Source organism: Nitrospira sp. KM1 (assembly GCF_011405515.1).
Lineage (GTDB): Bacteria > Nitrospirota > Nitrospiria > Nitrospirales > Nitrospiraceae > Nitrospira_C.
This window is the reverse complement of the sequence record NZ_AP022671.1, coordinates 1,309,033-1,322,680: the sequence shown is the minus strand read 5'-3', so window position 1 is coordinate 1,322,680 and position 13,648 is coordinate 1,309,033. Positions and strand designations below refer to the sequence as shown.

The window sequence follows — 13,648 nt, the reverse complement described above, 5'->3', positions numbered from 1 at the left end:
GGCCTAGGTCGGCCTTAGAGACATAATGATGCGGGTATTGATCACTGACGGGAACGAACGCTCGAGTCTTGCTGTGACAAGGGCATTGGGGGCCGAAGGAATCAACGTGGTCGTCGGAGCAGAAACCGACCGATCCCTCGCCGGAAGCTCACGCTACTGCAACAAGCGGTTTCGATATCCGTCTGCTTATACCGAGCCAAAAGGCTTTATTGACGCCTTGATTGCCGGGATTCGTCAGGAACATGTAGATTTCATCATCCCCATCTCCGACATGGCCATGCAACTCATCGCCGATCGGCGTGATGAGTTTCCGGAAAAGGCGACACGTCCCATGCCGGACCAGGCGACCTATGAAACCGTATCCGATAAATTCAGGCTTTCGAAGATGGCGGGAGAACTGGGCGTGCCGATTCCCGATACTGTATTCGTCGAGAACGGGCGTCTTCCAACATCCTGTTCCTCGGCAGGCATGTTTCCACTCATCGTCAAACCGGCAAAATCGCGGACGAAGGTGGACGGCAACTGGGTTGCAACCAACGTTCATCGAGTAAGCAACCGGGAAGATCTGGAACGGCTTTTTGGTGAGGTACGGTATCTAAGTCAAAACTCCTTGATCCAACGGATTATCGAAGGTGAGGGGCAAGGAATTTTTGCGCTGTTCGATCGAGGAGCGCCATTGGCTCTGTTTGCCCATCGTCGAATCAGAGAAAAGCCTCCTGCCGGTGGAGTGAGTGTGTTGAGGGAAAGCATCAAGCTGCCGAAGGAAATGGCCGACTATGCAGTCCGTCTGCTGACTCAAGTTGCCTGGCATGGGGTCGCGATGGTGGAGTTCAAGATTGAGCGGAGTACGGGTATTCCCTATTTGATGGAAATCAACGGTCGTTTTTGGGGATCATTGCAGTTGGCAATCGATGCGGGGATGAATTTCCCTGCTCTCTTGATGAAACTGGCTTCCGGTAAGCGATTCGAAACTGATTTGAGCAAGTATCGCATCGGCACGAAGTCACGGTGGCTGCTCGGCGATTTGGATCATTTGCTTGCGCGGATTCGGAAGTCCGACAGAGACCTGAATCTTCCTTCCGATTATCCGTCGCGGTGGGCCTGTGTGAAGGAATTTTGTCGGCTCTTCGACAAGAATACATTTTACGAGGTGGAACGGTGGAGCGATAGAGGGCCTGGATATTTCGAGTGGGCGCATTACTTGTCAACATTGATGCGGGGTTCGGTATGAATGCGAGCGGATATTCCGGTCATGGCGTGAAGACGTTCTGGGATGCATGGAAAGAAACCGGCAATCACGTCTATGCGAGACTCGGTTTTCTCCGTAGAGGAGTGGAACGGCTGAGGCCTGTTCGGCCGTTACCTCATTCTGTCGGCACAGTGTTATTCCTTTGCAAGGGCAACGTATGTCGCAGTCCTTTTGCGGAGGTTTATTTCACGGATAGAATAAAAAAAGAGGGATATCCCATTATAGTCAAATCGGCCGGAATCGAAACCACTCCGGGGAAACCTGCGCACCGCTTGGCTCAGGAGGTCGCGTTGCAATATGGAATATCCCTCCGATCCCACGCAACGACTCTCCTTTTTCATGATCTGGTGAACCAAGCAGACCTCATTTTCGTCATGGAAGTGGCTCAAAAGGATCGAGTCACGCGGCTATATCCGGACGCAAAGAATAAGATCTTTCTTCTCGGACGCTTTTGCGGAACTGGATCCTTGGACATCGATGATCCCTATAGCGGGACTGAGAAGGATTTCAAGGTGTGCTTCGATCGAATCAAAGAATCCTGCGAACTTGTCTGTGATCAATTGGCCAAAAAAGCTTCCCAGAACAAACGAACGCAAGCTGGCGGCTCCAATACCTCTGCCGCCTAGCTCGATACCGCTTAATCGATGAAAACAGTTCTCCATCTTTCTAGTAGCAGCGGCCCTGGTGGAGCAGAAAGAATAGTCTGTGCGTTGGCATCATCGCTGGACAAAACCAAATATCGATCGGTAGTCGGTCTATTCCGGTCAGGCTGGCTCAAAGATCAATGTGAAGGCCGAGGGCTCAAAACGTACGTGCTGCCGAGCGACGGGTTTCTTCACTGGAAGTGGATGCGGGAGTGTTATCGTCTGATTGGTTCGGAAAAGGTGGATCTCATTCAGGCGCACGAGTTCGATGCTATCGTACACGGGGGAATAGTTTCGGTGTTGGCAGGCATTCCTATGGTGGCGACCGTGCATGGGAAAAACTATTTCTCCGATAAGGCCCGTCGACGTTGGGCATATCGTGTTTTGAGCCGGCGGGCGCGAATGGTAACTGTCTCAGGAGATTTGAAGCGTTTTGTGGTCGAAAAGGTCGGAATCTCTTCCGATCAGGTGCATGTCATTCATAACGGCGTTGAAGGAATGTTGGTTGCAGGATCATTCGAAATCCAGCAGCAAAGGCAAGATTTGGGCATCCCTGATGAGGATGTGGTGGTCGGAGTGGTGGGGAATCTTTACCCGGTAAAGGGTCACGCATATCTGTTAGATGCTATTCCGTCCATTCTCAAAGTATTTCCCCACACGATATTTCTGTTGGTTGGTCGGGGGGAGCTTGAAGTTCATCTGAAATCTCAAGCTCATGACTTAGGGATAGAAAAGAAGGTGAGATTTCTGGGGCTTCGGCACGACGTTCCGAAGTTGCTAGAAATTATGGATCTGTTCGTCATGCCGTCATTATCCGAAGGATTGTCCATAGCTCTTCTCGAGGCAATGGCCGCTGGGAAACCCGTGATAGTTACCGACGTTGGAGGAAATCCGGAGTTGGTTGTGCAGGGCAAGACCGGACTTATAGTTCCATCGAAGGACTCTGGCGCATTAGCAGCGGCGCTCACGGCCATGCTGACAGATCGAAATAGGATGAAACAGTTTGGGTCAGCAGGAAAGCACCGTGTAGCTGAGCATTTCACGGTTCAGTCTATGATTGGAAACTATCAGCAAACTTACGCTTCACTTGTCTCTGGTTGCAATGGCTAATACCACAACGGCACTGCCGAAATTGAAATTACCATTGCAGGCTATGCCTGCTACGGCCGGAGAAAGCCCGTGGCCATTTCGCCTTGTTTTGCTGTCCCTGATTTTCGAGTTTGGAAGGCCGCAGGAAATCATACCTGGTATCAAGTCGATTCCGTTCCCTACTATTATTAATGCAATTATTGCTTTGTCGATTTTATCATCGGGAAAATTCTCCCTAAAAAATCCGCAAACCAAATTATGGTTTCCGCTTTTAGGGTTAATGATCATCCATATTCCCATAGCGATAAATAATTTTTGGGCTGCGATGACGTTCAAAGATATGCTGTTAGTGTTTTGCCTTTATCTCGGACTGATAACGTACGTGAACACATTCGAGCGAGTGCGAACATTAATATTAGTTTGGCTTAACTTACATGTTGTCACTGCGCTTATGGGCATTGCATCGGGGGGAAGCGGGGTAGGTGGATGGATGGGGGATGAGAATGATTTCTGCATGGCTATTAATATGGTCATCCCGTTTGCATTTTTCATGATGTATACCCAGCCTACGCTTGCGACTAGAGGAAAGTATATTCTGCTGCTTGGTCTATATGTATTTACTGTTATGGTCACTCTTTCAAGGGGCGGGTTCATGGGCATGTCTGCCGCGGGGGCATATTGTTGGCTTAAATCCCCTATGAAAATTGGGTCGGTGTTTTTAATCATTCTACTGATGATCTTCATGGTATCCGTCGCGCCAGATACATATTGGGACGAAGTTAAGTCCTCATTCAGCGAAGAAGAAATGGATACAGGGACTGGAGGCGATCGACTCTACATATGGGGTATCGGGTTCGAGATGTTTCTCAGTAATCCGATTCTAGGGGTGGGGCAAGGAAATTTCCCATGGACATTTGAAGTGTATGAAGCAGGTCGAACACATATGGATAGATCACGGGCGGGGCGTGCTGCACATTCCTTGTATTTTACTCTTATGCCGGAGATGGGGTTGGTAGGTGTCAGTATCTTTCTTGCCATGTTGTATTTTAATCGTCAGGATATCAAAACAATCGAGCGCATTGTTCGTATGAATGCTGGTCCAGGTCTGAAGGGGATAGTGGATAATGAAAACAGAAGTGCGCTTCTGATGGCTAGAGCAATGGAAGGAAGTATGATTGGTTTTCTGGTCAGCAGCATTTTCATTTCAACGCTCTGGTATCCCAGTTTTTGGGTAATGATGGGTTTCATAATAGCGCTTCGCAATGTGATGGTCGACAGGCTGACACAATTAGGAGCGAGCTTCGATCCAGGGACTAATCGGAGCATTGGTCGTGTCGTTTCTATCTCTGGTTCAGAGAAGAGGTTCAGGCCTGTTTGATTTGTGAACCTCAAAGACAAGAGGGGGTGGCATTGTGGTTACTGAGGAAAGATGGATTGCGGCACAAGCGTATGAAAAGTCTTACTGGCAGAATCTCGCAAGCCAGATTGCTTCAGGAAGCCAAAGTCAACTTGGATGGTATGCCTGGAAAGCAAAGATGATGGAGGAGCATCTTGGAAACAGACTCACGTCGCAGCAACGTAGTTTAGTCAACGTTCTCGAGATTGGGAGTGGACCAATTGGTATTGTGACATTCCTAAATTGGGGGAATCGTTATACACTTGATCCTCTAGAAGAATTTTATGCGGCAGATTCAACCCTTTCCAAGCTAAGAAGCCAGGAGGTCAAGTATGGAAAGGGAGGAGGCGAAAAAATCCCCTTTGAGTCCGGGCGATTCACAGTGATCATTCTCGATAATGTTTTGGATCATGTTCACACAGCAGGACAGGTATTAAAGGAAATTCATCGGACGATGGCTAGGGATGGTCTATTTTATGTAGCCGTCAATATCCACACAACATGGGGAGGATTCTTGCACGGTATTCTTTCAAAACTGAAGATTGACCGAGGCCATCCATATACATTCACAAAGGAATCCATCCGAAAGTTCCTGAGCCAGCACGGGTTCGCCATTAAAGCCGAATTCATCAATAATTATAAGGAAGCCAAGGCGGAAGATCTTAGGTCTTCTTCTGTCAAATCGAACATCAAAGCATACACAGGACTGTCAGAGTTCGTCTATCATGCTGTCTGTTCTAAAGTAGATTAAGATGTTCTAGCGTTGCAGTTTTAAATGGGTAGCGCGATACGATTGCTCTCGTTAAAATTCATTTGTCTCCCCAGGTCTGGTCCCCCACCCTTTTCATCATTTATTCCCTTCTGAATAAAGACGATATTGTGATAAAAATGAACAGCTGCAATATGAGTGTTTAAATAGGTTGGTTCGTAGCTTGGGATCTCAAATTCGGCATAATTCAATCCATCGACAAGTTGCTTTAGAAAAGAAATGCTAGTCTTTGAATTATTTAATAGATCTGAAGAACCACCGAAGGATTGCCAATAGGCAGTTTGTAAATCTTCTATTACATAAATCCCTGTTGGATTTAGGTGAGGAAACAGAACGTTGAAGGTATATAAAACGTGCTCATTCATATGACTTCCATCATCAATAATGATGTCGATAGGACCGATTTCATTTAGCACCCGGTGGAGAAATTCAGGATCAATCTGAGAGCCGCGAAAAGTTCGTATGCGTCTTTCATCATGAAAACTCTTGTCATACAAATCGATTCCAAAGATTCTCGACTTTGGGAAATAAGTACGCCACATTCTCAATGAGCCTCCACCTTCATCTGGCCTCTCGTACCCGCCAATTCCTATTTCCAGAATTGCTAAATTCCGACGCCGCAAAGATTTAAAATGAGTCTCATAGTGCTGGGCATACCAATGACTTCCCCACTTGTCCGAATTATAAATCTGAGCTAAAGCTGGAAGATTGGACCCGAATAGAAGGCGAAATACTATACCTTGGAATCCACGAAAACGGGAAGCTTGTAGAGCTCTAAGCTTATTGGCTTGATCGGCAGTGAGAAATGATCTTATGACCGACAGAGTGTGTGTAGAGAGTGGCACAAAGATTTACTCCTTTATTTCTGGCAGCTTGTTACCTCTGGTTTAATTTTAGAGTTGGTTGTTTCTGTTTTTCAAGGGGGATGGGCGAGATACGAATGGGATTATCAGTGATTGGCTTTACCAGTCTCGGAAAAAGTCATATAGCAGAATGATCAAAGAAAACCAAAAACTAAGAATTTGTCATGTAGCAATGGGCGATCTTTGGGCTGGCGCAGAAGTCCAATTGGTCGTTTTGATTGAAGTTCTTCTTAGATTTCAGGAATTAGACCTTACCGTGGTGCTTTTCAATGAGGGAAGATTGGCAATTGAACTTCAGAAACTGCGTGTGCCTGTATACATATTCCCTGAAACGGCACAATCAAGTTTGAAAATATTGCAACAATTGACTGACTACTGCCGGGAGCGGAAATTTGATCTTTTGCATACCCATAAATATAAAGACAACATACTGGGCGCAATGGCAGCGGCGAGAAGCGGAGTGCCTTATGTAGTAAGGACCGTCCACGGCTTATCAGAGCCCTTCAAGGGCCTTCCGTCTATTCGAATGAGATTTTATGAGTTCTGTGATGACGTTGTCATCAGGACGAAGGTGAATCGCCTTATTGCTGTTTCCTCTCAAATCGGGCACCTGTTGAGTCAAAAGTTTGGATCAGCTAGCGTCGTAAAGATCCATAATGGAATCCCTATTGAGCATGTCCAGCAAGCCAAGCCGTACGAGGAAGTGCGTAAACATTTGGATGTCGATAAGGTGGAAATTATTATTGGAACTGTTGGCAGATTAACGCCAGTTAAAGCGCATGAGCATTTTTTGACTGCCGCAAAACAACTGCTCCAGTCGCACAAGAACCTTTGCTTCGTCATAGTGGGGAGTGGGCCTCGGCGAAGATTTCTTGAAGAGATAGCAAGGAAATCAGATATTTCAAGCAAGGTAAGGTTTCTTGGACATCGAGACGACACGCGCGATTTAATACGCGCCATGGATATTTTCGTGTTACCATCCCTGCACGAAGGGATACCGATGGTGCTTTTGGAAGCCATGGCCCTTGCGAGGCCGATAGTGGCAAGCGCTGTGGGCGGTATTCCTGAGGTATTGACCAATCAAGTCCATGGTTTGCTCGTGCCGCCTGCCAAGCCGGATGAAATTGTCGGAGCATGCGAAGCGTTTTTGAGTGATCCTTTATTTATGGAGAAGTGTGGACAGGCTGCGCTCACGCGTGTGAAGCAAGAATTCTCATCTGAGCTAATGGGGGCCAAAGTTGTGACTCTCTATCGTCAGCTCTTTCAGGAATAACTGCGGTAGTCTTAAAAAGTGGACTTGATATAGGCTGATATTTCCGCATGACGACATCAACTCAGTCTTTGCCCATTCGCATTGCACTATTCGGAGCTGGTCGCCATGCACAGCATCATGCCCGAGCCATGCATGCGTGTAGCGGCGTGCAGTTGGTCGCATATGCGGATCCTTCAGATGCTGTCGAGTCTGTAATGAAGTCGATAGTGCCGAACGCCGTACGGTATGGCACTCCGGAACAGTTGTTAGCATCTGAGCGGCCGGATGTGGTGCACATCTGCACGCCTCCAGCTTCGCATGCCTCACTTGCAAAAATTGCATTGAACGCCGGCTGCCATATTTATGTAGAGAAACCATTTGCTGAGCGAGTAAATGACGCTGATCAGATATTGGAATTGGCAAAGGTCAAGAAGCGTCTTGTGTGTGCCGGCCATCAACTGCTGTTCGAGCCTCCAACCATTGAGCTCTCCCGCTATTTACCCTCGATCGGCAACGTTGCGCATGTCGAGAGCTACTTCTCATTTCGCACGGTCAGACATGCACCGGGAGGACGCACGGTATTGCGAGCCGATCATCAGTTGTTGGATATCCTGCCGCATCCGGTCTATCTCTTGTTGCATGTCTTGGAACTGGCCGGAGAGGGATCAGTTGAGGTGGTCTCGCTCAGCGTGAGCGAATCCGGAACAGTCCATGCGGTGGTTCGTCGTGGAAAAGTAACAGGAAACTTAGTTGTTACATTGGAGGGTCGTCCGGTTGAAAGTTACTTGCGTGTGGTCGGCAAGAACGGATCACTTTTTGCCGATTACGTACGGAGCACCACTCAACGAGCGATCGGCCCCGGCTCATCGGGTCTTGATAAGCTTCTGGCGCCTTACAGACAGAGCTGGCAACTTATTTCCGGTACAACCATTGCCATGGGACGCCGTTTTCTGAAGCGTCAACGAAGTTATCCGGGGTTGGCAGAGCTATTTTCGTCATTCTATGAGGCGATCCGAACCAACGCACCATCTCCACTGTCTTCTGAAAGCCTGCTTGAGACGGTTCGGATTTGCGAACGGGTGTCAGAAGCCCTGAAACAAGGTGAGGCAAGAGCACTGGCGCTCGCCGCACCGAAATCTGTCGATAGCCGAGGGATTCTCGTGACGGGCGGGACCGGATTTTTGGGAAAAGAAATCGTAAAGGCTCTTGTGTCGAGAGGTCGCTCCGTACGTATTGTCGCTCGCCGTGAGCCGTCTCCTTGGGACCGTATCGGTGGAGTCGAGTATGTGATTGCGGATATTTCAGCTGGCGTCGAGGCAAATCTGTTCAAGGGGATTGAGACTGTCATTCATGCCGCGGCTGAAACTGCCGGAGGATGGCCGGAGCACCAGCGCAACTCGATAGATGCCACTGCGAACGTTATCAGAGGTGCAGCGGCTGCGGGGATCAAGCATTTCATTCATGTCAGCAGTCTCGCTGTACTCGCCCAGCCGCAAAAAGGACCTATTGGTGACCATCACCCTCTCGAGGCCAATAGCAAAGGTTCGGGACCGTATGTATGGGGAAAATTGGAATCAGAGCGTCACGCGGTCGAATTGGGTCGTGAATTAGGCATTTCAGTCAAAGTGGTTCGTCCTGGAGCATTGATTAGTTATGACAATTTCGAGCCGCCAGGTCGTCTTGGTAAACGCCTGGGTAATTTCTTTATTGCCGTTGGTTCTTCAGATGACAAGCTTGGTGTTGTCGATGTAGGTTTTGCAGGACAGTTTTTCGCATGGATGACAGAAACTTGGGAGAGTGTGCCCAGCCCGTTGAATTTGCTCGATCCTGTTTCGCCGACCAAACGCGAATTGCTGGACTACCTTCGAAAGGTCAATCCTGATCTAACGGTGCTCTGGCTTCCGAATTTGATTCTTGTCCCTTTGTCGTGGTTGATGACTTTTGCACAGAAAATGCTTCGACCGGGCAGACCGGCAATCAATGTGGCCAAGGTGTTCAGCGTTTCGTCTTACGATGCTTCTGCTATTAAGAAGCTTGCTTCTCAAATAAGGACGGACGTGTGAGTTTTGATTCCTCGTCACGTTAAGGAACTCATGCATCTCGTTGTTGAGTAAGTTTATCGAGATACAGTGATGAAGGTCCTGTGGCTAGGGCATAATCTTGCGTACCCTCCGAAAGGGGGAGCTCTCCAACGAAACTACAATCTCATTCGCGAGATTTCCAGGAAGTGCGAAGTCCACGTCCTCGCCTTTGATCAGCCAATCACCCGTCCTAGCGATGTCACTCCACAAGATTGCATCAAAGCTCTTTCGGCATTCTGTGCCTCAGTTAACTGGGTATCGATACGATCTTCCTCTCCGGGACGTTCTCGGTATGGACTGGCACTCCGAGGCATACTTTCGGGAGAGCCCTACGATTTTGCCTGGCTGCGCTCGTCTGAAATGGCGGATAAACTTACCAGGGTAATAGCCTCTTTATCCCCTGACGTTGTGCACGTGGATGCATTGGGTCTGGCTCAATACCTTCCATTGCTAGGAAAGGCTGGAACAGTACTGAATCATCATGACGTGGAGTCATGCAAGATTGCAGTCCGTGCAAAAAATGCGGCGAGCCTGTTCATGAAAGGATACTTTTCTCTGGAAGCAGCCAGATTGCTGACGGCTGAGCGAAACTGGTGCCCGCAGTTTGGAATTAACTCAGTAGTATCGCAAGAAGAAAGCGCTGTGCTGACGCGGGCCTGTCCTGGTTTGAAGGTCCACGTTGTGCCCAACGGAGTGGATACGAATTATTTCACATTCAGAACGGATCCCGGGAGACCGGTGATCCTGTTCTGTGGTAGCTTGGACATGCATCCCAATCAAGAGGCCATGGACTATTTCCTGAAGCGCATTTGGCCTTCGGTTGTGACGCAGATGCCTGACGTGGAATTCTATATCGTGGGGCGCTATCCTCCACGGTGGCTGGAAGAGTTCGGCAAGACCGACTCTCGAATTCATGTGACAGGATACGTGGATGATGTCCGTCCGTATTTCGGTCGAGCCGCCGTTTGCGTGTGCCCGATTATTAGCGGTGGAGGAACACGGCTCAAGATTCTTGACAGTCTTGCTATGGGGGTTCCCGTAGTTTCAACTCCGTTTGCCGCTTCCGGACTTTCTTTGGAACATGAGCGACATCTTCTCATGGCCGAGACAGATGAGCAGTTCGCAAATGAAACCCTGCGTTTCCTTCGAGATCCCTCACTGCGGACCGCCTTGTCAATCGCCGGTGCCGAATGTGTCGGACGATTGTATTCGTGGACAGTTGTCGGGCAAACTCTCCTGGATGCTTATGACATTGCCATGCAGAATCGGCATCGAGTCACCGGCCTTGTCTAAAGCAAAAATTTCTCGAACATCCGTAGATTGTCGATGGCAATGTATCAGGACGGCTGTTGCAGCTAGGATCCTATACATTGTTTCGTGCAGATGCTGTTTATATGAAAAGATCCCGAGCCAGACGGCTTATTGAGAAAGGGCGCTCATGCAATCGCTAACCATACCAAGAAACTTTAGTGGCGTGTGGCCGTACGTCCAGATTGCGCGCGTGGACCACTGGTTCAAGAATGTCTTCATGATGTTGGGCGTACCGATTGCCGTATTCTCCAATCCCGACTTGGTAACGTGGGAGAGTGTGGCTCCGGTGGCCATCGGCCTGGTTGCGACCTGTTTGGTGGCTTCAAGCAATTACGTGATCAATGAACTACTGGATGGCCCGCGTGACCGCCTGCATCCGGAAAAATGCAATCGGCCGGTGCCGAGAGGATTGGTACGATCCGATCTCGCCTATATAGAATGGATCACTTTGGGACTATTGGGGATGTGGTTGGCATGGAAAGTCAACGGACCGTTTGCCGTCGTGGCAGCGTCTTTGTGGGTGATGGGGGTGCTCTATAATGTGCCGCCGATGCGAACGAAGGAATGGCCCTATCTCGATGTGCTTTCGGAATCGATTAACAATCCCCTTCGGCTGCTGTTGGGATGGTTTGCGCTCATTCCTGACCGATTACCTCCGGCGTCGCTCCTGCTCGCCTATTGGATGGTCGGGGCATTTTTTATGGCGGTCAAGCGCTATGCCGAATATCGCCACATTGGCGATAAGGGGGCTGCGGCTGCCTACCGGGAGTCGTTCGCTTACTATACGGAGGAACGGCTGTTGCTGAGCCTGTTTTTCTATGCTGCGGCGAGCGCCTTGTTCGGTGGGGTTTTTATGATTCGCTATCACATCGAATTGATCTTATTTGTGCCCTTGGCGGCGGGGATGCTGACGTTTTATTTGAAGATCGGGCTGCGGCCGAACAGTCCGGTACAACATCCGGAACGGCTCTACCGCGAGATCCCGTTCATGGTGTATTTGACAGTTTGCATGGGGATATTTGTGGTATTGCTCTTTACACGGATACCAGCGCTCCACAATTGGTTCGGCGCCGAACCAGCAGTTCTCTGGACGCTCGATGAGAAGGAATGACCGGTGACGAGTTTCGAACAAGTCGTAGCCGCATTGGCAGAGTCGATCATCCACGACCGCTGTGATTCGTCGGCCGAGGGTATGCAGTCGTCGCGTGATACCGTAACGAGTTTTGTTTTGGACCAGTGCCGGCGGATGCCCGATTATTTGCGATTTCCGTTCAGGTGTCTGACGTTGGTTTTCGGTATCTGGCCGGTGATATCCAGGGGACGACCGTTTCATCTTCTGACTCAAGAGCAGCGCATTCACCAGGTCCATACCTGGAAAGCCTCGGCATGGGGAGTTCGGCGCGACCTCGTCAAGTTCTACGAAGCCTTCGTCATATTCGCCTGGTATTCGGAGCGGTATGCCGATGATGGCCGGCTTCAGACATCCGGCCACGAATTGTCTTCCTGAAATGGCCATGCCCAGCTCAGGCGATTTAAAGGCGGAGGTGGCCATCATTGGAGCGGGCCCCGGTGGCGCCGTCACAGCCATGCTGCTTGCGGAAGCCGGCTGTGACGTACTCCTTCTCGAAGAAGGTCCTGATCTTCCTCTGGACTCCGCCCTCCATTTTTCCAGTGATGAAGTCGCGCAAAAATATCGAAATGGCGGCGTCACGGTAGGCATCGGGGAAGCCAAAATGGCTTATGTCGAAGGGCGCTGTGTGGGGGGCGGGAGTGAAGTGAACCGAGGTCTGTATTCCCGTGCTCCTGCGAATGTCCTTGCCGCATGGCGACGAGATTTCTTAATCGACGGCCTGACGGATGCTGAAATGAAGTCTCATTATGAAGCATGTGAGCAGGTTGCCCGCGTGTCGAATTTGCCGGGTCAAGCCCCGCCGCTTTCGCAGAGGCTTCATGAAGGGGCCTCGCGTCTTGGATGGAAAGCCGAGGAGATTCCGCGTCTTGTCACCTACCAACGTGATGCGAAATCCGGTCGTATGATCGGTCGAAAACAGTCGATGACCGAAACTTTTGTTCCGAGATTCATTCAAGCAGGAGGTCGCCTCTTGCCGGGTGCGAGAGCCCTGCGCCTCTCTCGCTACGGAGGGCAATGGCAGGTTCGCACTCGGTCCCTCGAAAATTCGAAGTCCGCGAGAAGGTTTGATCTGATGGCGAAAACCGTCATCGTGGCTGGTGGAGCGACCCAAACTCCTGTGCTGCTTCGCCGGTCAGGCATCACGCGAAACATCGGCGACAATTTGCGGTTCCATCCTATGATCAAAGTGGTCGCTGCATTCTCCGAGGAAATCAATCCTCCAGGCCAGTTGGATCCGGTTCATCAAATTAAGCAATTCGATCCACGATTCAGCATGGGGTGCTCCATCAGTTCGCGACCGTTGCTTGCGTTGGCACTAGTCGATCATCCGGAGCACCTTGTGGAAGTCGAGCGAAACTGGCGACACATGGGGATCTATTATGTTCAAACGACCGGTGGGAGGGGTGTCGTCAGAACACTGCCGGCGTTCAGCGATGCATTCGTCCGGTTGCGATATAGTTCCGAGGACATGAGGGAACTCGGTGAAGGACTGCAGAAGCTTGGTGAATGCTTGTTCGCGGCCGGTGCCGTGGCGCTCTATCCGGGAATTGCCGGTTCGCCGGTTCTTCGTTCACTCGAGGACCTGAAGCGCATTCCTGTTGAGCTTCCCAAAGAACGGGCCAGCCTCTCCGCCCTGCACCTGTTTTCCACTTGTCCGATGGGCGAGAATGAATTTCGTTGTGCCACCGATTCCTTCGGCAAGGTTCGTGGAACAGACGGCCTGTATGTAAGCGACTCTTCGCTTTTGCCGGGAGCAACCATCGTCAATCCCCAGGGATCGGTCATGGCGATTGCCCATCGCAATGCGCTTCGATTCATTGAAAAGCGAGCCGTGGCATCGGGACAAAGATATTGACCGCATG

12 protein-coding genes and 1 pseudogene are annotated in these 13,648 nt (G+C 50.0%); 12 read left to right on the top strand and 1 reads right to left on the bottom strand.

The features are described 5' to 3' along the window. Positions 1-25: 25 nt before the first annotated feature. Genes W02_RS06015 through W02_RS05995 form a run of 5 tightly spaced genes read left to right on the top strand, consistent with a single transcriptional unit; the run spans position 26 to position 5,129 of the window. Positions 26-1,231 (top strand): ATP-grasp domain-containing protein, encoded by a 1,206-nt coding sequence (locus W02_RS06015; RefSeq protein ID WP_173045743.1) that lies wholly within the window; start codon positions 26-28, stop codon positions 1,229-1,231. Then, positions 1,228-1,875, top strand: coding sequence for a hypothetical protein (locus W02_RS06010; RefSeq protein WP_173045741.1), 648 nt, complete (start codon positions 1,228-1,230; stop codon positions 1,873-1,875). The genes W02_RS06015 and W02_RS06010 overlap by 4 nt, the downstream gene beginning before the upstream one ends. A gap of 18 nt (positions 1,876-1,893) precedes the next feature. Continuing rightward, positions 1,894-3,003: a glycosyltransferase gene (locus tag W02_RS06005; protein ID WP_173045739.1), complete on the top strand. Its 1,110-nt coding sequence runs from the start codon at positions 1,894-1,896 to the stop codon at positions 3,001-3,003. Next, positions 2,996-4,360 carry an O-antigen ligase gene (locus W02_RS06000; RefSeq protein WP_173045737.1) on the top strand — a complete coding sequence of 455 codons (1,365 nt, stop codon included), beginning with the start codon at positions 2,996-2,998 and terminating at the stop codon, positions 4,358-4,360. Before W02_RS06005 ends, W02_RS06000 begins: the two co-directional genes overlap by 8 nt. A gap of 34 nt (positions 4,361-4,394) precedes the next feature. Then, entirely contained in the window at positions 4,395-5,129 is a 735-nt protein-coding gene (locus W02_RS05995; RefSeq protein WP_173045735.1) for a bifunctional 2-polyprenyl-6-hydroxyphenol methylase/3-demethylubiquinol 3-O-methyltransferase UbiG, read from the top strand. A gap of 20 nt (positions 5,130-5,149) precedes the next feature. Here W02_RS05995 and W02_RS05990 read toward each other — a convergent pair whose 3' ends face one another. Continuing rightward, positions 5,150-5,992 (bottom strand): class I SAM-dependent methyltransferase, encoded by an 843-nt coding sequence (locus W02_RS05990; protein ID WP_173045732.1) that lies wholly within the window; start codon positions 5,990-5,992, stop codon positions 5,150-5,152. A 148-nt stretch (positions 5,993-6,140) separates the two neighbouring features. On the opposite strand from W02_RS05990, the gene W02_RS05985 reads away from it, so the two are divergent. The 7 genes and pseudogenes from W02_RS05985 (at position 6,141) to W02_RS05960 (ending at position 13,641) form a co-directional block, all read left to right on the top strand. Then, the gene (locus W02_RS05985; protein ID WP_173045730.1) at positions 6,141-7,283 is read left to right on the top strand and encodes a glycosyltransferase family 4 protein; all 1,143 of its coding nucleotides are present in this window, start codon (positions 6,141-6,143) and stop codon (positions 7,281-7,283) included. A gap of 47 nt (positions 7,284-7,330) precedes the next feature. After that, a pseudogene (locus W02_RS22040) lies at positions 7,331-7,705 on the top strand (Gfo/Idh/MocA family protein); the annotation flags it as partial. A gap of 159 nt (positions 7,706-7,864) precedes the next feature. Beyond that, positions 7,865-9,325: an NAD(P)-dependent oxidoreductase gene (locus W02_RS05980; RefSeq protein WP_232068662.1), complete on the top strand. Its 1,461-nt coding sequence runs from the start codon at positions 7,865-7,867 to the stop codon at positions 9,323-9,325. 69 nt (positions 9,326-9,394) lie between these two features. Continuing rightward, a complete protein-coding gene (locus W02_RS05975) occupies positions 9,395-10,636 on the top strand; it encodes a glycosyltransferase family 4 protein (protein ID WP_173045726.1) in 1,242 nt (413 codons plus the stop codon). A 235-nt stretch (positions 10,637-10,871) separates the two neighbouring features. Continuing rightward, entirely contained in the window at positions 10,872-11,765 is an 894-nt protein-coding gene (locus W02_RS05970; protein WP_197742155.1) for a UbiA family prenyltransferase, read from the top strand. A gap of 3 nt (positions 11,766-11,768) precedes the next feature. Further along, positions 11,769-12,161 (top strand): hypothetical protein, encoded by a 393-nt coding sequence (locus W02_RS05965; RefSeq protein ID WP_173045722.1) that lies wholly within the window; start codon positions 11,769-11,771, stop codon positions 12,159-12,161. Further along, on the top strand, positions 12,112-13,641 hold the full coding sequence (locus tag W02_RS05960) for a GMC family oxidoreductase (protein ID WP_197742154.1): 1,530 nt from the start codon (positions 12,112-12,114) through the stop codon (positions 13,639-13,641). Before W02_RS05965 ends, W02_RS05960 begins: the two co-directional genes overlap by 50 nt. Positions 13,642-13,648 lie beyond the last annotated feature (7 nt).

Coding starts and splice junctions, on each gene's coding strand:
- W02_RS06015 (WP_173045743.1), top strand. CDS start 26: ATGATGCGGGTATTGATCACTGACGGGAACGAACGCTCGAGTCTTGCT.
- W02_RS06010 (WP_173045741.1), top strand. CDS start 1,228: ATGAATGCGAGCGGATATTCCGGTCATGGCGTGAAGACGTTCTGGGAT.
- W02_RS06005 (WP_173045739.1), top strand. CDS start 1,894: ATGAAAACAGTTCTCCATCTTTCTAGTAGCAGCGGCCCTGGTGGAGCA.
- W02_RS06000 (WP_173045737.1), top strand. CDS start 2,996: ATGGCTAATACCACAACGGCACTGCCGAAATTGAAATTACCATTGCAG.
- W02_RS05985 (WP_173045730.1), top strand. CDS start 6,141: ATGATCAAAGAAAACCAAAAACTAAGAATTTGTCATGTAGCAATGGGC.
- W02_RS05975 (WP_173045726.1), top strand. CDS start 9,395: ATGAAGGTCCTGTGGCTAGGGCATAATCTTGCGTACCCTCCGAAAGGG.
- W02_RS05970 (WP_197742155.1), top strand. CDS start 10,872: ATGATGTTGGGCGTACCGATTGCCGTATTCTCCAATCCCGACTTGGTA.
- W02_RS05960 (WP_197742154.1), top strand. CDS start 12,112: ATGCCGATGATGGCCGGCTTCAGACATCCGGCCACGAATTGTCTTCCT.